Origin of the sequence: Streptomyces sp. 378 (assembly GCF_030124145.1) — a bacterium.
Classification (GTDB): domain Bacteria; phylum Actinomycetota; class Actinomycetes; order Streptomycetales; family Streptomycetaceae; genus Streptomyces.
Genome location: NZ_JASKMS010000022.1, coordinates 56,994 through 77,637, shown reverse-complemented (window position 1 = coordinate 77,637; position 20,644 = coordinate 56,994). Strand labels below are relative to the sequence as shown.

General features: G+C 69.8%; 15 protein-coding genes and 1 pseudogene. 4 read left to right on the top strand and 12 right to left on the bottom strand.

Features of this window, described 5'->3' with window-relative positions:
- Nucleotides 1-5 precede the first annotated feature (5 nt).
- Together QNO09_RS26810 and QNO09_RS26805 are read right to left on the bottom strand one after the other, a co-directional pair.
- Nucleotides 6-665, bottom strand: coding sequence for a histidine phosphatase family protein (locus QNO09_RS26810; protein WP_283972814.1), 660 nt, complete (start codon nucleotides 663-665; stop codon nucleotides 6-8).
- 194 nt (nucleotides 666-859) lie between these two features.
- Nucleotides 860-1,465: a YdbC family protein gene (locus QNO09_RS26805; protein WP_283972813.1), complete on the bottom strand. Its 606-nt coding sequence runs from the start codon at nucleotides 1,463-1,465 to the stop codon at nucleotides 860-862.
- Between the two features lie 155 nt (nucleotides 1,466-1,620).
- On the opposite strand from QNO09_RS26805, the gene QNO09_RS26800 reads away from it, so the two are divergent.
- Nucleotides 1,621-2,154 carry a TerD family protein gene (locus tag QNO09_RS26800; protein ID WP_283972812.1) on the top strand — a complete coding sequence of 178 codons (534 nt, stop codon included), beginning with the start codon at nucleotides 1,621-1,623 and terminating at the stop codon, nucleotides 2,152-2,154.
- Nucleotides 2,155-2,236: 82 nt separating this feature from the next.
- Here QNO09_RS26800 and QNO09_RS26795 read toward each other — a convergent pair whose 3' ends face one another.
- Nucleotides 2,237-5,131, bottom strand: coding sequence for a vitamin B12-dependent ribonucleotide reductase (locus QNO09_RS26795; RefSeq protein WP_283972811.1), 2,895 nt, complete (start codon nucleotides 5,129-5,131; stop codon nucleotides 2,237-2,239).
- A gap of 163 nt (nucleotides 5,132-5,294) precedes the next feature.
- Entirely contained in the window at nucleotides 5,295-5,855 is a 561-nt protein-coding gene (nrdR, locus tag QNO09_RS26790; protein ID WP_283972810.1) for a transcriptional regulator NrdR, read from the bottom strand.
- 622 nt (nucleotides 5,856-6,477) lie between these two features.
- Here nrdR and lexA point away from each other — a divergent pair.
- Nucleotides 6,478-7,257, top strand: coding sequence for a transcriptional repressor LexA (lexA, locus tag QNO09_RS26785; RefSeq protein WP_030845416.1), 780 nt, complete (start codon nucleotides 6,478-6,480; stop codon nucleotides 7,255-7,257).
- A 213-nt stretch (nucleotides 7,258-7,470) separates the two neighbouring features.
- On the opposite strand, the gene QNO09_RS26780 is transcribed toward lexA, so the two are convergent.
- The 4 genes from QNO09_RS26780 to QNO09_RS26765 form a co-directional block, all read right to left on the bottom strand.
- Nucleotides 7,471-9,447, bottom strand: coding sequence for an ATP-dependent DNA helicase (locus QNO09_RS26780; protein ID WP_283972809.1), 1,977 nt, complete (start codon nucleotides 9,445-9,447; stop codon nucleotides 7,471-7,473).
- A 217-nt stretch (nucleotides 9,448-9,664) separates the two neighbouring features.
- Nucleotides 9,665-10,468, bottom strand: a complete 804-nt coding sequence (locus QNO09_RS26775) for a GNAT family N-acetyltransferase (protein WP_283972808.1) — start codon at nucleotides 10,466-10,468, stop codon at nucleotides 9,665-9,667.
- Nucleotides 10,469-10,855: 387 nt separating this feature from the next.
- Nucleotides 10,856-12,874, bottom strand: coding sequence for an IucA/IucC family protein (locus QNO09_RS26770; RefSeq protein ID WP_349636988.1), 2,019 nt, complete (start codon nucleotides 12,872-12,874; stop codon nucleotides 10,856-10,858).
- 223 nt (nucleotides 12,875-13,097) lie between these two features.
- The gene (locus QNO09_RS26765) at nucleotides 13,098-14,576 is read right to left on the bottom strand and encodes an aminotransferase class III-fold pyridoxal phosphate-dependent enzyme (RefSeq protein ID WP_502962350.1); all 1,479 of its coding nucleotides are present in this window, start codon (nucleotides 14,574-14,576) and stop codon (nucleotides 13,098-13,100) included.
- A 330-nt stretch (nucleotides 14,577-14,906) separates the two neighbouring features.
- Here QNO09_RS26765 and QNO09_RS26760 point away from each other — a divergent pair, with 330 nt between their 5' ends.
- Both QNO09_RS26760 and QNO09_RS26755 read left to right on the top strand, forming a co-directional pair.
- Nucleotides 14,907-16,130 carry a trypsin-like serine peptidase gene (locus QNO09_RS26760; protein WP_283972806.1) on the top strand — a complete coding sequence of 408 codons (1,224 nt, stop codon included), beginning with the start codon at nucleotides 14,907-14,909 and terminating at the stop codon, nucleotides 16,128-16,130.
- A gap of 294 nt (nucleotides 16,131-16,424) precedes the next feature.
- Nucleotides 16,425-17,627: a trypsin-like serine peptidase gene (locus tag QNO09_RS26755; protein WP_283972805.1), complete on the top strand. Its 1,203-nt coding sequence runs from the start codon at nucleotides 16,425-16,427 to the stop codon at nucleotides 17,625-17,627.
- A 127-nt stretch (nucleotides 17,628-17,754) separates the two neighbouring features.
- On the opposite strand, the gene QNO09_RS26750 is transcribed toward QNO09_RS26755, so the two are convergent.
- From QNO09_RS26750 to hflX, 4 genes and pseudogenes are all read right to left on the bottom strand, one after another.
- On the bottom strand, nucleotides 17,755-18,063 hold the full coding sequence (locus QNO09_RS26750) for a GNAT family N-acetyltransferase (protein WP_283972804.1): 309 nt from the start codon (nucleotides 18,061-18,063) through the stop codon (nucleotides 17,755-17,757).
- A gap of 20 nt (nucleotides 18,064-18,083) precedes the next feature.
- Nucleotides 18,084-18,326 carry a hypothetical protein gene (locus tag QNO09_RS26745; RefSeq protein WP_283972803.1) on the bottom strand — a complete coding sequence of 81 codons (243 nt, stop codon included), beginning with the start codon at nucleotides 18,324-18,326 and terminating at the stop codon, nucleotides 18,084-18,086.
- Between the two features lie 143 nt (nucleotides 18,327-18,469).
- Nucleotides 18,470-18,699: pseudogene (locus QNO09_RS26740) on the bottom strand (IS30 family transposase); the annotation flags it as partial.
- 344 nt (nucleotides 18,700-19,043) lie between these two features.
- Entirely contained in the window at nucleotides 19,044-20,537 is a 1,494-nt protein-coding gene (gene hflX / locus QNO09_RS26730) for a GTPase HflX (RefSeq protein ID WP_283972802.1), read from the bottom strand.
- Nucleotides 20,538-20,644 lie beyond the last annotated feature (107 nt).

Genomic DNA, 20,644 nt, shown 5'->3' with positions numbered 1-20,644 from the left:
CCACTCTATCCGGTGATCCCGTACGGCTCGGGATCTCGCCAGCGGTCGAAAGGCCGGTCAAGCGTGTACTTGCCGTCGTCCCCCAGAACGAGCATCCGCACCTCGCCGTTCCCCGGGTTCGACAGCGACTCGAACTCCGCGACCGTCCAGTGGAACCACCGCATGCAGAACAGCCGCATGGCCAGTCCGTGGGTGACGATGAGGACGTTCGGCGGGTGGTCGGGGTCCTCGAAGCTGCGGAACAGGCTCTCCAGGAAGCCGCCGACCCGGTCGTAGACGTCTGCACCGGACTCGCCCTGGACGAAGCGGTAGAAGAAGTGGCCGTAGGCGTCCCGGTAGGCCTTCTGGAGGCGGACCTCGTCCCGGTCCTGCCAGTTGCCCCAGTCCTGCTCGCGCAGTCTGGGCTCCTCGCGCACCCGTATGAGTCCGGGGTCGAGGTGGAACGCGCGCAGAGTCTCGTGCGTGCGGCGGTACGGGGATACGTACACGCTGACCTGCTCGTCGCCGAACAGCTCGCGCAGGTGCTCGCCGGTCGCCTCCGCCTGCCGCCGGCCGCGCTCGGTCAGCGCCAGGGCGTGGTCGGGTTCCCGCTCGTAGACGGAGTCATCAACATTGCCCGTTGACTCGCCGTGCCGGACAAGGACGATGCGCCGTGGTCGTGCCATGCCAAGACCCTAGATCGGGCGAGGCCCTGTCGAGGACTCCCACCGCGCCCATACGGCGTAGGTCACACGATTCCTGCACCACAGGTCACAGCGCGTCGCACGCTTGTCCGATCGTAACCACTCTCTCCGCAGCCACCCGGAGTTATGACCTCCGGATCCAGGGCGTCCGGGGGACACGCTGCCGCCACGCGGGATCAGACCGTCCAGCTCGATTCCATGTCCACCACGTCCCCGGTGATCGCCGCCACATCCGCCTCCGTCTGGGCTCTCAGGGCGAGCCGTTCCACGCGTTCGGTGCGGTACTTGCCGTGTTCGGCGGCCGACCGCCACATCGACAGCACCAGGAACTCGTTCCCGGGTGCCTCGCCGAACAGCCCGCGCACCATACCGGGCGAACCGGCCATCGCCGGATTCCAGACCTTCTCCTGCATCAGCACGAAGTGCTCTGCCCGCTCCTCGTGGATGCGGCACAGCGCCACGCGCAGCAGGTCGGCGTCCGTGAAGCGCGGCTCGAAGCCGGTCTTCACGTCGAAGCGGTAGTCGAAGAGTCTGACCTGCGCGTCCTTGAACGTGCCCGCCTGGGCCGACGCGAGCCGGTCGTGGGACCGCGCCATGAAGGAGTCGTAGAAGGCGCGGCTCTCCCAGAAGGCGAAGAGGTGCGCCACCTCCGGCCGCCTCCGGCTCCAGCCACCCCCCTGCCCGCGAAACCCCGGCTCCCCCAGAAGCCCCGCCCACTTTCGCTGCCCCCGCTCGAAACCACGGCGGTCCACCACGGTGCAGCGAATCCACTTGACCAGCACCGCGCCATGGTAAGGCCCTGGAGCGTGGCGTCGGTCACTCTCGGCTGGACCACTCCCCCACGCGCGCACCGCTGCGCGTGGCAGGATGGACAAACAGTCATGACGGCCCGGCAGTTGAGGCCGACGGACGGCTCGGTACGGGGAAGGGGACTTGGGTGGACGGGCTCAACAAGGGGCTTCGCAAGGTCGAGATCGCGGTGCGGTGGGATCCCAGCCCGGCGGGGCAGCCGTCCACCGACCTGGACCTCGTCGCGGCGACCTATGCGGTGGACGATCCGCACGGCGACCCCGCGTACGTGGTGCACTTCGACAGCCGCTCCCCCGACGGCACCATCACGCTCAACCGGGACAGCAAGGACGGCCAGGGCTTCGGCTACGACGAAGTCATGACCCTGGAACTCGACCGGCTCGACCTCCGGTACGCGCGCGTGGTGGTCGGTGTCGTCATACAACAGGGCCCGGCGGAGCGCACCTTCGTCAGTGTGCGCAATCCCGGGCTGCGTATCCGTGAGGGGTACACCGTGCTGGCGGAGGACGACTTCGGCGGTGTCCTCGGGGCCACGGCCGCGGCGGTCGCGGAGTTCGTGCGAGACGGATCCGGCCCCTGGGTCATGCGCCCCGGCCTCCGCGGATTCGAGGGCGACCCCGTGGACTTCACCAGGACGATGGGCGCCGCACAGCACCCCTGACCAGCCACCGGCGAGGCAGGTACGACGAGAGGGGCACCGCCCGCAGGCGGTGCCCCTCCGTCATCGGCTCAGGCGCTCGGGGTCAGCTGCAACCGCTGGTCGAGCCGCAACCCTCGCAGATGTAGCAGGAACCGGCGCGCTGCATCTTCGTACCGCAGGAGAAGCACAGCGGGGCGTCGGCCTGGATGCCGAGCTGCATCTCGACCAGCTCGGCGCTCGTGTGGGCCTGCTGCGGGGCCTGCTTGGCGGCCTCGACTTCGGCCTTCGGCGTGGCGACGGCCTTCAGCTCTTGGGCGCGCGGCGCGGACTGCGCCAGGCCCTCGACGTCGACCTCGTCCTCGGACGGCTCGTAGGAACCGGTCTCGAGGTGACGCTGACGCTCCTCGGCGGAGTGGATGCCGAGCGCGGAGCGCGTCTCGAAGGGCAGGAAGTCCAGCGCCAGGCGGCGGAAGATGTAGTCGACGATCGACTGCGCCATCCGCACGTCCGGGTCGTCCGTCATGCCGGCCGGCTCGAAGCGCATGTTGGTGAACTTCGAGACGTACGTCTCCAGCGGCACGCCGTACTGGAGGCCGACGGAGACCGCGATGGAGAAGGCGTCCATCATGCCCGCGAGGGTCGAGCCCTGCTTGGACATCTTCAGGAAGACCTCGCCGAGACCGTCGTCCGGGTAGGAGTTGGCGGTCATGTAGCCCTCGGCGCCGCCGACGGTGAAGGACGTGGTGATGCCGGGACGTCCCTTCGGAAGGCGCTTGCGGACGGGGCGGTACTCGACGACCTTCTCGACCGTCTCACGGATGGTGGCCTCGGCCTTCTCCGTGACCTCGGCCTTCTCCTTCTCCTTGGTCTTCGCGGAGAGGGGCTGGCCGACCTTGCAGTTGTCGCGGTAGATGGCGAGCGCCTTGACGCCCATCTTCCAGGCCTCGAAGTAGACCTCCTCGACGTCCTCGACGGTCGCCGACTCCGGCAGGTTGACCGTCTTGGAGAGGGCGCCCGAAATCCACGGCTGGATCGCGGCCATCATGCGGACGTGGCCCATCGCGGAGATGGAACGCTCGCCCATGGCGCAGTCGAACACCTCGTAGTGCTCGTGCTTGAGGCCGGGGGCGTCGATGACATTGCCGTGCTCGGCGATGTGGGCGACGATCGCCTCGATCTGCTCCTCCTGGTAGCCCAGGCGGCGCAGGGCCTGCGGGACGGTGCCGTTGACGATCTGCATCGAGCCGCCGCCGACCAGCTTCTTGAACTTGACCAGGGCGAGGTCGGGCTCCAGGCCGGTGGTGTCGCAGGACATCGCCAGACCGATGGTGCCGGTCGGGGCGATGACAGACGCCTGCGAGTTACGGAAACCGTTCTTCTCGCCGAGGCGCAGCACGTCCTGCCAGGCCTCCGTGGCGGCGGCCCAGATCGGCGTGTCGAGGTCGTCCATGCGGACCGCCTCGGTGTTGGCGTCGGAGTGCTGCTTCATGACCCGCAGGTGGGGCTGCGCGTTGCGGGCGTAGCCGTCGTACGGGCCGACGACCGCGGCGAGTTCGGCGGAGCGCCGGTACGACGTGCCGGTCATCAGGGAGGTGATGGCGCCGGCGAGCGCACGGCCGCCGTCGGAGTCGTAGGCGTGGCCGGTCGCCATCAACAGGGCGCCGAGGTTGGCGTAACCGATGCCGAGCTGGCGGAACGCGCGCGTGTTCTCGCCGATCTTCTGGGTCGGGAAGTCGGCGAAGCAGATGGAGATGTCCATCGCGGTGATGACGAGCTCGACGACCTTGGCGAAGCGCTCGACCTCGAAGGACTGGTTGCCCTTGCCGTCGTCCTTCAGGAACTTCATCAGGTTCAGCGAGGCGAGGTTGCAGGACGTGTTGTCCAGGTGCATGTACTCGCTGCAGGGGTTCGAGCCGTTGATACGGCCGGACTCCGGGCAGGTGTGCCAGTGGTTGATGGTGTCGTCGTACTGGATGCCGGGATCGGCACACGCCCAGGCGGCCTCGGCCATCTTGCGGAACAGCGACTTGGCGTCGACCTCTTCGATGACCTCACCGGTCATGCGGGACGTCAGGCCGAACGTGCCGCCCTGCTCGACGGCCTTCATGAACGTGTCGTTCACACGGACCGAGTTGTTGGCGTTCTGGTACTGGACGGACGTGATGTCGTCGCCGCCCAGGTCCATGTCGAAGCCCGCGTCACGTAGGGCGCGGATCTTCTCCTCTTCCTTCACCTTGGTCTCGATGAAGTCCTCGATGTCGGGGTGGTCGACGTCGAGGATGACCATCTTGGCCGCGCGGCGGGTGGCGCCACCCGACTTGATCGTTCCCGCGGAGGCGTCGGCACCGCGCATGAAGGAGACGGGACCCGAGGCGTTGCCGCCGGAGGACAGCAGCTCCTTGGAGGAGCGGATCCGGGAGAGGTTCAGGCCGGCGCCGGAGCCGCCCTTGAAGATCATGCCCTCTTCCTTGTACCAGTCGAGGATCGACTCCATGGAGTCGTCGACGGACAGGATGAAGCAGGCGGAGACCTGCTGCGGCTGGGGCGTGCCGACGTTGAACCAGACAGGGCTGTTGAAGCTGAAGATCTGGTGCAGGAGGGCGTACGCGAGCTCGTGCTCGAAGATCTCGGCGTCGGCGGGCGAGGCGAAGTACTTGTAGTCCTCACCGGCCTTCCGGTACGTCTTCACGATGCGGTCGATGAGCTGCTTGAGGCTCACCTCGCGCTGCGGGGTGCCGACGGCACCGCGGAAGTACTTGCTGGTGACGATGTTGACCGCGTTCACCGACCAGAAGTCGGGGAACTCGACGCCACGCTGCTCGAAATTGACCGAGCCGTCGCGCCAGTTGGTCATGACGACGTCACGGCGCTCCCAGGCCACCTCGTCGTAGGGGTGAACCCCAGGCGTGGTGTGGATGCGCTCGATACGCAGGCCCTTGCTCGCCTTGGCGCTCTTGGCGCGGGAACTCCGTGCCGGACCGCTCGCCGTCTCTGTCATGCCGCCTCCCTGGTACGGGCGAAAACGCCCTGAAGTGCCCCGTTGTTCCCGTGGCACGGTGTTCTGTCTGGTGTTGCGGGCACCCACTCACGTCGCCCGCAACGGGTCTCCACATCGCCGCCGTCCGGCCGGTCCGGAGCTGCCTTCCGGATCCGGCCGCCTGTCAGTCGGCGGCGCCTGCGGGCTCGGGGACGTGGTCCGCCCCTGCGCGCCCGCGTTCGTCTTCCTGGCTCCGCGCAGCCTCGTCCTCACGGCCGCCGTCATCGGCGTCGGGTTGTCCCGTCTGGGCCCTGAGCTCCTCGATGGCCGCCTCGAAGTCGTCGAGCGAGTCGAAGGCCCGATAGACCGAGGCGAACCGCAGGTAGGCGACGAGATCGAGCTCCTGCAACGGGCCGAGTATGGCCAGCCCCACGTCGTGGGTGGTCAGCTCGGCGCTTCCGGTGGCCCGCACCGCCTCCTCGACCCGCTGGCCGAGCTGAGCCAGCGCGTCCTCGGTGACGGGCCGCCCCTGGCACGCCTTGCGCACCCCATTGATGATCTTCGTACGGCTGAAGGGCTCGGTGACTCCGGACCGCTTCACCACCATGAGCGAGCACGTCTCCACGGTCGTGAAACGACGGGAGCAGTCGGGGCACTGGCGGCGCCTGCGGATCGACGTGCCGTCGTCGGTCGTACGGCTGTCGACGACACGGCTGTCGGGGTGCCTGCAGAAGGGGCAGTGCATGAACTCCCAACCCTCCTCACAGCGGACTCAATAGCCTCGCCGGGCCTCTTGCGCCCCACGAAGCAGCCCCCAGCATAGGCGATGACCATGGGCCTCAAGACCCGGGGGACCACAACTTCTGGGCTGCTGATGCAATCCAACCACTAGATGTGGGGATTGGCTCATACATCCAGGCCGTTAGCGCGTGTCGCACGCGTAGGGGCAGGTGGCGTACGGCAGGCCGCGCCGCACGGGTCCCGCACACCCGCGCAGACACCGCCGCGAGCGGCTCCCCCGGGGATACCGCCGTTGTCCGTTTCGGCACAGCCGTATCGCCCCGGCACATGCGGAGATACCGTGGGCGCCGCGAGGAGGGGACGTGGGACTCCCGCACAGATGGGGGCTGGTCCCGGGCCGAGGGAATGGCGGATGGCAGACTGGGGCACCAGTCCACGAGCGATCACCCCGGCGGTGAAGAGTACAGCAATGGGCCCATTTGCCCGCCAGGTGGCGCGGCCGCCAATACACCCAGACACATGATCGCGTCCGATGATTCGCGATTTTTCACTCGAACGTGTGTTTGGCGCAACCTTTCGAAAGCAACTACCGTTGTCCAGCAGGGAGACCATCGAGAGGGGCCGACGTGACCACCACCGCAGACAGTGCCGCCATTACTGCCCAGGACCGCTCCCAGGGCCGACTGGAGCCGGTGCATGCGATGAACGAAGCCACGAACCCTGAGGGGCACAAGCGCTCCCTGCCGGGCCGACCTCCCGGCATCCGGGCGGACAGCTCGGGACTCACCGATCGCCAGCGCCGCGTGATCGAGGTCATCAGGGACTCCGTGCAGCGACGCGGCTACCCGCCGTCGATGCGGGAGATCGGTCAGGCCGTCGGCCTCTCCAGCACCTCCTCCGTCGCACATCAGCTGATGGCCTTGGAGCGCAAGGGCTTCCTGCGCCGTGACCCGCACCGCCCTCGCGCCTACGAGGTGCGCGGGTCCGACCAGGCGGCGTCAGTGCAGCCCACAGACACCGCGGGCAAGCCGGCCGCGTCGTACGTGCCGCTGGTCGGCCGGATCGCCGCCGGCGGCCCGATCCTCGCCGAGGAGTCCGTCGAGGACGTCTTCCCCCTCCCCCGCCAGCTCGTGGGCGACGGTGAGCTGTTCGTCCTGAAGGTCGTCGGTGACTCGATGATCGAGGCCGCCATCTGCGACGGCGACTGGGTCACGGTGCGCCGCCAGCCGGTCGCCGAGAACGGCGACATCGTGGCCGCGATGCTCGACGGCGAAGCCACCGTCAAGCGCTTCAAGCGCGAGGACGGGCACGTCTGGCTCCTGCCGCACAACGCGGCCTACGAGCCCATCCCCGGCGACGACGCGACCATCCTCGGCAAGGTGGTGGCCGTCCTGCGGCGCGTCTGACAGCGCGCGCCGCGTCAGGCCGGCCCGCGAGGCCGCCCTCAGACCGGGCCCCGGAACCCCTGCGCCGGTTCCGGGGCCCTGCGCTGTCTGGAGGCGAGTGCCGGACGCGTCAACCGAGGTGGCGAGGCAGGCAAGGGGGCGGCGTCTGGCTCCCGCTCCGCAAGCCTCCCCCGCACCTTCATCCGTCTTCCGCCTGCCGGGCGACCGCGCACCTCACCCGTCTTCCGCCTGCCCGGCGACCGCGTCGATCGCCGCCAGCGACTTGCGCACCTGGTTGCGGTCCGTGGTGAACCAGAAGTCGGGCAGTGACGCCTTCAGATAGCTGCCGTACCGGGCCGTCGCGAGACGCTGGTCCAGTACGGCGACCACACCGCGGTCACCCGACGCCCTCACGAGGCGGCCGGCGCCCTGAGCCATGAGGAGCGCGGCGTGCGTGGCGGCGACCGCCATGAAGCCATTGCCGCCCGCGTCCTCGACGGCCTTCTGCCGGGCGCTCATCAGCGGGTCGTCCGGGCGCGGGAACGGGATCTTGTCCATGACGACCAGCTGGCAGCTGGGCCCCGGGACATCCACGCCCTGCCAGAGCGACAGGGTGCCGAAGAGACAGGTCTTCGGGTCGGCGGAGAAGTTCTTGATGAGTTCGCCCAGCGTCTCCTCGCCCTGGAGGAGGATCGGGAACTCGGGGATCCGGGAACGCAGCTCCTCGGCGGCCAGCTGGGCGCCCCGCATCGATGAGAACAGGCCGAGGGTGCGGCCGCCCGCCGCCTGGATCAGTTCTGTGAGCTCGTCCAGCATGTCGGCGCGGTCGCCGTCCCGCGCCGGGCGGGCCAGGTGCTTGGCGACATAGAGGATGCCCTGCTTGCGGTAGTCGAAGGGTGAGCCGACGTCGATGCCCTTCCACTTCGGTACGTCGTCGCCCTCGGTGCCCTCGGGGGCAAGCCCCAGGGAGGCGCCCACTCCGTTGAAGTCGCCACCCAGCTTCAGTGTCGCGGACGTCAGGATCACGGAACGGTCCGCGAAGAGCTTCTCCCGCAACAGCCCGGAGACGGACATGGGGGCGACGCGCAGGGAGGCACCGAAGCGGTCGTGGCGCTCGTACCAGACCACGTCCCACTCGGAGCCGTTCGTGATGCGCTCCGCCACGTCGTGGACGTTCTCCACGGAGGCGAGGGCCTGCTTGCGGACGGCGTCCTCGTCCTGGACGGACTTGTCGCGGGTCGTTCCGATCGCGGAGATGACGGTGCGGCACGCGTCACGCAGCGCCATGAGGGCGTACCCGAGATCCTCCGGGATCTCTTCGAGGCGGCCCGGCAGCGCCAGCTCCATCAATCGCTCGAAACCCTCGGCGGCGGTCTGGAGCTGGTCCGCGGCCTTCTCGTTGACGAGTTTCGCGGCTCGGCGCACCGCGCGGTTGACCTGGCCGGGGGTGAGTTCGCCCGTGGCGACTCCGGTGACCCGGGAGACCAGTTCGTGCGCCTCGTCGACGATCAGCACCTCGTGCTGCGGGAGAACCGGGGCGCCCTCGATGGCGTCGATGGCGAGCAACGCGTGGTTGGTGACCACGACCTCGGCGAGCTTGGCCCGCTCGCGGGCCATCTCGGCGAAGCACTCGGCGCCGTACGCGCACTTCGATGCGCCCAGACATTCCCTCGACGACACCGACACCTGGGCCCAGGCACGGTCCGAGATGCCGGGCGTGAGGTCGTCACGGTCGCCGGTCTCGGTCTCGTCGGCCCAGTCGCGCACCCGCAGTAGGTCCTGGCCCAGCTTGCTGGTGGGTGCGGCGGCCTCGAACTGGTCGAACAGACCCTCTTCCTCGTCCTGCGGGACACCCTCGTGCAGCCGGTGCAGGCAGAGGTAGTTCGACCGGCCCTTCAGCATCGCGAACTCGGGGCGGCGGCGCAGCAGCGGGTGCAGCGACTCGACCGTTCTCGGCAGGTCGCGCTCCACCAGCTGGCGCTGCAGGGCCAGAGTGGCGGTCGCGACGACCACTCGCTCCCCGTGCGCGAGCGCGGGCACCAGGTAACCCAGCGACTTGCCGGTACCGGTGCCGGCCTGGACCAGCAGGTGGGAGCTGTCGTCGATCGCTTCCTCGACGGCTTCGGCCATGGCCACCTGACCGGGGCGCTCCGTACCGCCGACGGCAGTGACGGCAGCGTGCAGGAGTTCGGGGAGTGAGGGCTTCGTCATAGCCCGACCACCCTACGACCCTGCACTGACAAACGGGCGATCAAGGCGAGGGCGGGGGACGGGATCAAGAGCTGGGCTCCTCGGCGGGTGGGGTGGTGGGGGCCGGACTGCTGCTGCCTGAGCGAGGCCGTGACGGAGCTGCCGGAATTCCGGGTCGCGGGTGGGAACTGCGGAGGCACGGCCCGCGTTCGATCAGTGACGGCGCAGTGACAAAGCGCTACAACACGTGCCGGAGAGACCGGTCTCGCACCATGAGGCCGACCCGCTTTGCAGGCAGGTCGACCTCGGCGGAGAACCGGAAGCCGGCGGTCAGGAAAGCGGCGATGGAGGGGGTGTTGCGAATGTCGGGTTCGGCGATGAGGCGTGCGCAGAAGGGCCGCCGCGCGAGAACGAGATCGGCCACGGTCCGCAGCAGCAGACCACCGAGACCGCGTCCGCGGTCGGCGATGGGGCCGACCAGGAGGTGGACTCCCGTGTCGTGAGGCCGGGCGGGGTAGTGACGGGCCAGCGGGTCCAGATCCGCCCGGTAGATCTCCCAGTAGCTCATCGGGGCTCCGTCCAGCACACCGATGCACGGCACGCTGCGCCCGTCACCGGCGAGCTGGGCGCACAGATGGCCCTCGGTCACGGACCGCGGTCCGGACAGCTCCCAGAAGGCCGCGGCCGCGGGGTCGTTCATCCAGCGGCTGATGAGCGGGAGGTCGCGCTCTAGGCGTGCGGGGACGAGGTGGAACACGCCCGCTGGTGTGTCGACCGGGCCCCAGTCGGCGACACCATCGAGGAGATCCTCGTGCCGCGGGACGAAGGAGGGTCGGCACGGGTCACGGGTCGCGGCGGTGGAGACGGCGGGCACCGACGGAATTGCCGGATTCCGACCGAGGCCCCCGGTATCGACCGCGCCACCAGAGTCCGACCGAGGCACCCGCTGCGTCGTGCTCTGGTCCCGCCTCGTAGCCGTGTGGCCGTCGAGCGGGTCTTTCGCGGCGAGAGCGGTGAGTTCGTCGGGGAGCCTCAGATCCATGGTGTCCTCGCCGTGCCCATCCGCCTCGGGCTCACTGGGATCCGCGTGGGTTCCGCCGCGGGAGTCGACGCGACCGAAGCCGCCGGCGGCGGTGAGGCCACCTGGGCAAGCGCCTGTGCCGATTCGGGCGTATGCGCCGGACTCCGCACCGACACCGGTCCAGGCACCTGACTCAGCCTCGTATGCGGCGCTCGGCCTGGCGTCGGAGGCGGCATGTGGCTCGGCGCCGACGCCGACGCCGTGGGTTACGTCGGCCGTGCGGGGGACGGCGGGTCCGCTCTCGGTGATCGGGTCGGCAGGAGGCACCGAACGCTCCTCTCGGAACAGGGGGGCATGTCCTCAGAGATGAAGGAGGTCAGTCGTGGGCGCAGGGGACGATCAGAGGGATCAGCAGTGCAGGGGGTTGGCGATGGTGACGTAGACGGACTGGGTGTCGACCGGGCCGACGAGTTCGTCGAGGCCGTGCAGCCGGGTCAGCAGGTTGGCCTTGCAGCGCAGGACGGGTGAGTCGAGCAGCCGCGCGGGCAGCGAGGCGCGCAACCGGGCCGGACCGGAGGCCACGTTTTGGAGGAAGCGCCGGAAGGCGGCGAGCAGCAGCCGCTCATCGGCCAGCCCCTGGGAGCCGAACGCTCCGATCAGGCCGAACACGTTGTTGACCGCCAGGTAGTACACGAGTCGCTCGTCGGTGACCTCGTCGCCGACGAACGTATCGCTCCGCTCCCCGATTCCGGGCAGCCGGGCATCGAGATCCGCACGCCGGGACTCGCGGAAGTAGTACCCCTGGTTGTCTCGATATCGGCCGCCTGTGGGCCAGCCGTCCTCGTCCAGCAGGAGCAGGGTGTTCTGCTGATGCGCTTCCAGGGCGATGCCGGCCTCACCGTCCAGCCACAGGACGGGGCGTACGACGTGCTCGAGGTAGCGCAGGAACCACTCGGCGGCGACGGCGCCGCGGGGTCGGCCGGTGCGGCGGGCGAGAGACGTGACCACCTCGGCCAGCCGGGACCGCGAGGTCGGACCGTGCCGAGCTGGGCGCCCCGGTGCGCCCTCCGGCGGCGCCGGAGAGCGTGGGTGCGGCGAGACGAGTCCGGCGACGCAGGAGACATCGTCCGAAGGGCTGAACGGGTTGTGGCGGATCACCACGTCCAGTCCGGGCACCGGGTCCCCGCCCTCGGTGTCGACGGCGAGCCACGCCGGGTCCCTGACGATGTCGAAGCCCGGGTGCGCGGCCCGCCACTGCCGGGCGAGGCCGCCGCGGAGCAGGCGGTGGACCTCGACTCCGCGATAGAGCTCCTTACGGAGGTTTTCGCGGCGGGAGTTGGTGATGCGCAGGCCCAGTGAGAGCTTGAGCATCGCAGGTGCATGGGCGCGGTAGACAGTGCGTACGGAGGAGGTGGGGTGCCAGGGAGTGCCATGGGTGCCGAGGTCATGGAGCAGTCCGCTGTCGAGCAGGGCAGCGGCCTCCGGGCGGTGCCGGATCTCGTGGGCCTGCCAGGGGTGCAGGGGCAACAGGGCATACCCGTCCGGCAGTGCCGGTCCGGTCCCGGTCAGGCGGGCGGTGAGCCGGGGTGCGTCGACCGGGCGGCCGCGTTCGGTCCAGGAGGAGTCGGTGGCGAGGACGGAGGGTGCGACAGTCATCCAGTGCAGCGGGAAGGACCCGCGTGACTCGGGCGAGTACAGCAGTGCTTCAGCGTCGGAGAGGCCCTCGCGGCTCTTCGGGGCGGGGTGCAGGGGGTGCCCGAGGACGAGTGCCTGTTCCGCGGAGAGGAAGAGGTCGAGGCTGTCGGCCGAGCGTTCCTGGCGGTCGGTGACGAAGCGGGCGACACGTCGCAGCGAGTCGGCGACATCCGCGACCAGTTCCGCGCCGTGACGGCCGTCGGCGCCGGGGGAACTGGGGGTGTCCGTGCGTCCGGGTCCGGGTCCGGGTCCTGGGCCGGAACCGGGGCCGGGGGTGCGGCTGGTGGGAGAGCCGCCTGCGGAGGTCTCCCTGGCGAGCAGCGCAGCGATCGTGACGGCGTCGGCCGGTGGGGCGTACGCGGGAGCACCCGCGAGACGGGCAGGGCCGAAGCGGTGCCAGCCCGTCGGGGACCAGTAGCGGACCGGGGCGAGGAGGGCGGTGCCGCTGGCGGGAAGGGGGATGTGGAGGACGCCGTCCACCGGGGCGGGCTGGTCGGTCTCACGCGTCCAGCAGCGGAGCAGGTTCTCCACGCCGGCGGCCTGGGCGACGGTGTGCGGATCGGCGTGTTCCAGAGGGTCGTTGCCCTGGCCTGTACGCGGCCCCCCGGCCGGTCGCGCAGCCGGTCGCTGACGAGGGACACCCGGGTGCGGTGGCGACCCCGGGTTCCGGGTGCCGGGGGAGCCTTGTCCCGGCGTCGGCGCGTGGTCGTCGGGGTGGGGGGTGACGTTCAAGGCAGGTCCTCGTGGGGGTCGGACGAAGCGGTTGGGAGGTGCGAGCCGAGGGGCTTCACCCGGCGGACGGGGGTGCGAAGGAGGTGAGGTGCGGGCCCGTGACGCCCAGGCACCTGGGTGCCTCACAGGCAGCGGACGCCGGTGGGCAGGCGGCCTGGCCTGGGCGTAGGGGAGTGTTGGCGGGGAAGGTCCTGGCGGGCCTGCGTTGTCACGCCGGAGAGGCTCACCGTGTTGACGGTGCGGCTGCCGTGCCATCCCCGCGACAGCGGGCGACCGCACGGACCGCGTCGGCCAGACGGTCCACTACAGCGGTCGCTTGTTCATCGGTGATGGTCAGGGGAGGCAGCAGTTGCACGACGCTCGCGTGACGGCCCCCGAGTCCTACGATGAGGCCGCGCCGCAGGCACTCCTGCTGGACCGCGGCGGCGAATCCGGGAGCCGCGGGGAAGGCCAGGGGTCCGCTGCCCGGCATCACCGACGCCCCCGCGCCTGCCTCTGCGCCCGCGTCCGCGCACGGCCCCTCGGGCTGCCGCTCCGGATCCACCAGCTCAAGCCCGATCATCAGCCCCCTCCCCCGCACGTCCCCCACGCACGCGAACTCGGTCACGAGGTTCTGGAGTTGGCCCAGCATGCGCGCCCCCAGGGTTGCCGCCCGTCCGGCGAGGGCGTTCTGGCGGACATGGGCGAGGGTCGCCGTGCCGGCGGCCATGGCGAGTTGATTGCCCTGGTAGGCGTCCTCGGGGGTGCCCGGTTTCCCGGTGTGGAGGTCGTCGCGGTAGACGACGACGGACAGCGGCAGGCTGCCGCCGATGGCTTTGGAGAGGACCATCACGTCGGGGGTCACGCCGCTGTGCTCCACCGCCCAGAAGGCGCCGGTCCGGCCCACCCCCGTCTGGATCTCGTCGGCGATCAGAGGGATGGACCGGTCGGCGGTGATCTGTCGCATGCGCCGCAGCCAGGCGCCGGGTGCGGGGATCACGCCGCCCTCGTACTCGACGGGCTCGACGATCATCCCGCCGGGCAACGGCACCGCGGTCCCGGGGGCGCCGAGGAGGGATTCGGTCCAACGAGCGGCGAGCTCGGCACCGTGCTCTCCTCCTACACCGAAGGGGCATCGGTAGTCCTGCGGATAGGGCAGGCCGGTGGCCCACGCGTCACGGGTGTGCACGGACGCGGCCTCGACAGCCCCGATGGTCCTTCCCCGACCGGCGCCCGTGAAGGCCAGGAGACCGCTTCGCCCGGTCGCCGCGCGGACCAACGCGAAGGCGGTTTCGACGGCTTCGCTGTCGGCCGGTCCGCAGAACCGTACGCGCGCCCGGTCGGCGAGTCCCGGCGGCAGAGTGCGGAACAGTTCGGCGAGGAAGGCGTCTTTGACGGGTGTCGCCAGGGCGACAGCGCTCAGGGGTGCGCCGGAGTCGAGGACCTTGCGGATGGCCTCCAGAACGACCGGGTGGTTGTGTCCGAGGGCGAGTGTGCCGGCACCGGAGAGGCAGTCCAGATAGCGGCGGCCGTCCGCGCCCTCGATGGTCAGCCCTCGGGCCCGCACCGGCACGATCGGCAGGGCACGGGCGTAGGTGCGGGCGGCGGATTCGCGTGCGGCCTGGCGGCGCGGGACTCCCTCGTGCGTCGCACGTGCCGCGGGGAGCGCGGTGGCCACGGTGTCACCGGCCCCACCCGGGTATGTCACCTGCGTACGCCCCACAGCGGCCTCCTCTGACGCACAACTCCCCTGGGTGGATTCCGCCACGACTTCCCTGACCTTCCACTGGGCACGGGCACAGGAGACCGCGCACAGACAGCAGGCTCCCCACCGCTACCAACCTCGGATCACTCACCGGGTTACGGGTTGCCTCAAGATCCTTTCCGTAACGGAACTGTTGCGGATCCGTCGGAACGCCCCCACAGCCACCGCATAGTGTGTGGTGCCGTTCCCGGACACAGTGAGGCGGCCCGAACGTCCCGAGTGTCAGCGGAAATCGGGGCCTAAGCGCCGGTTCGTCCACGTTCGTTTCACATCAGGGGGAGTCAGATCATGCGATCCACACGGCCGCGGTCCACCATCGGTCGAAAGGGGAGGGCGCGCCGCAGGAACTCCCCCGTACTGGCCGCCGTGGCCCTCGCCTCGGTGCTCGCGCTCACCACCACGGCCTGCGATTCCGGCGACGCCACGGCGGACGGTGAGGCCTCCGCGTCCGCCACGGCCTCCGACGACGGCAAGTTCAGGATCCCGGCCGATCTCAGGGACCGGCTCCGCGAGCACGGGATCGACATCGACAAGTGGAAGAACGGCGCCTGGAAGAACTGGGACCGGGACGACTGGCTGCGCGAGGCCAACGAATACATCAACCCGATCATCGAGGGCCTGTGGAACCCGGACCGCATGCGGGAGGCCGAGGAGCCCGACCAGGGTGTCGAAGCGGGCGACCTCTCCGGTGACCGGGGCGTGACCGACCCGACGCCGGAGCCGGTCGAGGCGCAGGCCGTGCCGCCGTCGTACCACGCCAACGACGCCACGGCCGGGAAGGTGTTCTTCGACTCCCCCGCGGGCTCGGCCGTCTGCTCGGCGACCGTGGTGAAGGACCCGGCACACCCGGGCAAGTCCAACCTGGTGTGGACGGCGGGCCATTGTGTGCACGCGGGCAAGAAGGGCGGCTGGTACCGCAACATCGCGTTCGTGCCGTCGTACAACGACGACGGCAAGCCGGTGGAGGAGCTGGAGAACGCCACCCGTGAGGACGTCGCTCCCTACGGCGTCTGGTGGGGCGACTGGGCGCAGACCTCGGACCAGTGGATCGAACAGGGGGGTTCGACGGGCGGCGACGGCGCGCCGTACGACTTCGCGGTCATCCATGTGACGCCGGAGAAGGGCAGCGGCGGCAAGTCGCTGGAGGAGATCGTCGGTTCCGCACTGCCGGTCGACTTCAAGGCGCCCGCGGTGCCGCGAGTGAAGAGCGTCACGGCGATCGGCTACCCGGCCGCTCGGCCCTACGACGGGCAGAAGCTGTACCGGTGCCAGGACCGGCCCGGACGGTTGTCGGTCACCGCGTCGGATCCCACGATGTACCGCATCGGCTGCACCATGACCGGTGGATCGTCCGGCGGTGGCTGGGTGGCGACGGGCGCGGACGGCAACCCGGCGCTGGTGTCCAACACCTCGATCGGCCCGGTGACGTCGGGCTGGCTGGCCGGACCTCGTCTGGGCGATGTGGCCAAGGGCGTGTACGACTCGGTCAGCAAGAAGTTCGCCGGTCGGTGACGGCCGGCTGAACAGCGGCGTCGGTGCGGTGGCGCACCCGGCGCACCCCTCGGAACCTTCACCGCCCCACCCCGGTACGCCCTCAACTCCGCGGGCATAGTGGGGTGGCGCGGGGCGCCGGGGGCATAGTGGGGTGGCGCGGGGCGCCGGGGGCATAGTGGGGTGGCGCGGGGCGCCGGCGAGCCCGCACATCCGTGGCATGCGCACGCGTCAAGAACCGGTGTCGGCACCCTGCGCAAAAGCACTACAGACACACGCACCACGCGTACACGCACCAACGGGGGTCATCGCACCATGCGTTCCACACGTACGCCCGCAACGAGGCGCGGGCAGCGCGCCGTTCTCGGCTCCGCCGGGCTCGTCACCGCCCTGACGCTCACCGCGACCGCTTGTGGCGGCTCGGCCGACCCGGCGAGCGACAAGCCCGACGCCACCTCCTCCCGGGCAGCCGCGGACGCCGGCGGCAAGGTCAGGATCCCGGCGGACCTCGCGGGCAGGCTCAAGGAACACGGCATCGACGTCGACCGCTGGAAGGACGGCGGCTGGAAGAACTGGGACAAGGACAAGTGGCTCAGGGACGCCAAGGACTTCGTCAACCCGGTGATCGAAGGCCTCTGGAAGCCGGAGCGGATGCGGTCCGCCGAGGAGGCCGACAAGACGGTCACGACGAAGGACGCGTCGGCCGGCCAGGGCGTCAGCGACCCGGCTCCGACACCGGTCAGGGCACAGGCCGAGAAGACGCCGTACCACCGCAACGCGGCGCCGGTCGGCAAGGTCTTCTTCGACTCCCCCGACGGCCCGGCCGTCTGCTCCGGCACGGTCGTCAAGGACGTCAACCACCCGGGCAAGTCCAACCTGGTGTGGACGGCGGGGCACTGCGTGCACGCCGGTGGCAACGGCGGCTGGTACCGGAACATCGTCTTCGTGCCGGCCTACAACGACCTCGGCAAGTCCGAGGCGGAGCTGAGCAACGCGAACCCGCCGGAGATCGCCCCGTACGGCAACTGGTCGGCGAACTGGGTCTCGACCTCGAACCAGTGGATCCAGGGCGGTTCGGAGACCGGCGGTGACGGAGCGGCGTACGACTACGCCGTGCTCCACGTGAAGCCGGAGCGGGGCGCCAAGTCCCTGGAGGAGACGGTCGGCGCCGCGCTGGACGTGGACTTCTCCGCTCCGTCCGCGGCGGAGGCCGCCGAGATGGGCGCCTGGGGCTACCCGGCCGCGCCGCCCTACAACGGCCTCGACATGTTCAAGTGCATCGACGCCCCCGGCCGGTTCTCGCTCAGCCCGAGCCTGCCGACGATGTACCGCATCGGCTGCAGCATGACCGGCGGTTCCTCCGGTGGCGGCTGGTTCCGGGTCCTGAACGGCAAGTCGGTGCTGGTCTCCAACACCTCGATCGGCCCGGCCGACAACACCTGGCTGGCCGGTCCGCAACTGGGCCGGGACGCCGAGGCGCTCTACCAGGAGATGAGCAAGACCTACGGCGGTCAGTGACCCGCACATGCGGAAGGCCCGCTCCCCGGTGGGCGGAATCCAGGGATCGTCGCGACACTCTCAGTGTTGCGACGCCTCCCAGCCAGTGCCGTATGAGGCAACGATCGTCCTGTAGTCCCGACCGCGTCTACGAGTGGTCCTGGTCCGTGAGGACGGGCACTCGTTCGCTGAGGTGGCTCCAGATGAGGCAGTCGTGCCAGGAATCGTGTTGGGCGTTCTCGGGTGACCAGTCCCGGCAGTGCCGGGGAAGGCGTCGTTCGAAGTGGTAACCGACGCGCTGAGCAAGGTGCAGCGAAGGCTCGTTGCGGGGGTTGATCTCCAGCCAGATCCTGGCGGTGTCGAGGGCGTTGTGTGCCCACAGGGTGACCGCGTGCACCGCTTGTGAGGCGATGCCACGGCGTCGTTCCTCCGGCCGGACCCAATAAGCCGGCTCCATGCTTCCGGGGCCGTCCGGCATCAGTCCGACAGCGCCGAGCAGACGTTCTTCGCGCAGGTTCCTACGGAGAAATGTCCTTGTGCGGCGGGATCCCACAGCGACAAGACTGCCTGCGCGTCGTGAAACGCGTAGGGTTCCACAGGTCGGGCTGCCCACAAGGACCGTGCCGTCTCCCGATGGGTGGCTTCGACCAGCAGCGCTGCGTCGTCCACGGACAGGATGTGCGCGTGCAGGTCATCTCCGAGACTCAGATCGAGGTCCATGGGCTGTATCCAAGCTTGACGGCAGTGGCTCGGCGAGCGGGTTTTTCTCCGCTCGCATCACGCCGCAAGAAGCCTGGACAGACGCTCGGCTGGAGTTGCGCAGCCCAGCCGTTTCGACCAGGGCGCGCGGACCAGTTCGGTGCCCGGCCGTGGGGCAGGTGCAGGAGCATCACGTAGCGGATGGCGCGTTCGACGAGCGTGTCGATCGCGGAGGCCCCGTCCTTGCCGATGATCAGGTCGCCCTCTCAGTGGCCGAGCACGGCTCGGTCAGCTGCCTCGGCAGGACGCTCGCTGATCATCACTATCGGGTGGCGGAAGCGTGCTGACGCTGCTGGGCCTGGCGGCGGGGCTTGCGCCGGACGCGGCCTGTGCGCGCAGGTACCTGGACGTGCCAGAAGGCGGCACCGCCGGCCGAACCGGAGGTGCCGCCTTCTGCTTGCGGTCGGGCGGCAACCGTTACGCCACCGGCGGCCCGTCTGCCGTTGATGCCGACGATCCGGCACGCCTGGTTGTTGCTCAGCCCCTGCTGCGTGAGCAGGAAATATGTCTCCTGCTCACGCAGTGGCCTCTTCCGCCCCTGAGCCGTCCGGATCTCCTGGGTCTCGAAGTCCATCGCATCCCCTGAGTGGGGTGTCGCGACGACCACTGGAACGGAAGGTGACAGGGGGCGGGCCTTCTCGCGTCACACGTCACACGAGACGCACGCTCGGATCAGGCTCAGAGCGCCGGCGCCGGAACGTGCGGTGTGAGTTCCGCCGCCAGTTCCTCGTGCACCCGCACCTTGAGCAGGGTGCCCTCCGGGGTGTGCTCCTCGGAGATCACCTCACCCTCGTCGTGGGCACGGGCGACCAGCTTGCCGTGCGTGTACGGCACGAGCGCCTCGATCTCGACCGACGGACGCGGCAGCTCGTTGTCGATGAGCGCGAGCAGTTCCTCGATGCCCTGGCCGGTGCGGGCCGAGACGGCCAGGGACCGCTTCTCGACGCGCAGCAGCCGCTGCAGGGTGAGCGGGTCGGCCGCGTCGGCCTTGTTGATCACGACGATCTCGGGTACGCCGTTGGCCCCGACGTCCCTGATCACCTCGCGCACGGCGGCCAGCTGCTCCTCCGGGAACGGGTGCGAACCGTCTACCACGTGCAGGATCAGGTCGGACTCGCCGACCTCCTCCATGGTGGAGCGGAACGCCTCCACCAGGTGGTGGGGCAGGTGGCGTACAAACCCCACCGTGTCGGCCAGCGTGTACAGCCGTCCGCTCGGCGTCTCGGCCCGGCGTACGGTCGGGTCCAGGGTGGCGAACAGGGCGTTCTCCACCAGCACGCCCGCGCCCGTGAGTCGGTTGAGCAGCGAGGACTTGCCGGCGTTGGTGTAGCCCGCGATGGCCACGGACGGCACCTTGTGGCGCTTGCGCTCCTGGCGCTTGATCTCGCGGCCGGTCTTCATCTCCGCGATCTCCCGGCGCATCTTCGCCATCTTCTCGCGGATGCGGCGCCGGTCCGTCTCGATCTTGGTCTCACCGGGTCCACGGGTGGCGAGGCCGCCGCCCTTGCCGCCGCCCATCTGCCGGGACAGCGACTGACCCCAGCCGCGCAGTCGCGGCAGCATGTACTGCATCTGCGCGAGTGCGACCTGCGCCTTGCCCTCTCGGGACTTGGCGTGCTGGGCGAAGATGTCCAGGATGAGGGCCGTCCGGTCGATGACCTTGACCTTGACGACGTCCTCGAGGTGGATGAGCTGGCCCGGGCTGAGCTCACCGTCGCAGATGACGGTGTCCGCGCCCGTTTCGACGACGATGTCCCGCAGCTCCTCGGCCTTGCCGGAGCCGATGAAGGTGGCCGCGTCGGGCTTGTCGCGGCGCTGGGTGACACCGTCGAGCACCATCGCGCCGGCCGTCTCCGCGAGGGCGGCGAGCTCCGCGAGGGAGTTCTCCGCGTCCTGCACGGTTCCCGAGGTCCATACACCGACGAGGACGACCCGCTCCAGACGGAGCTGGCGGTATTCGACCTCGGTGACGTCCTCGAGCTCGGTGGAGAGACCCACCACACGGCGCAGAGCCGCGCGGTCGGAGCGGTCGAACTGGTCGCCGTCCCGCTCTCCGTCGATCTCGTGGCTCCAGGCGACGTCCTCTTCCATCAGGGCATCGGCCCGAAGACCCTCGGGGTGGCTGTGCGCGAAGCGCTTGGTGTCCTGGGAAAAGGAAGAAGAGGAGGTCATTGGATCCTTACGTAGATGGGAAGCCGTTCATTGTCTGCAACGCACGGGCGGCCCGGGAGATTCCCCGCGCGGCCGTGAAGCCGGGTTCGGCCCGCACCGCGCCGACC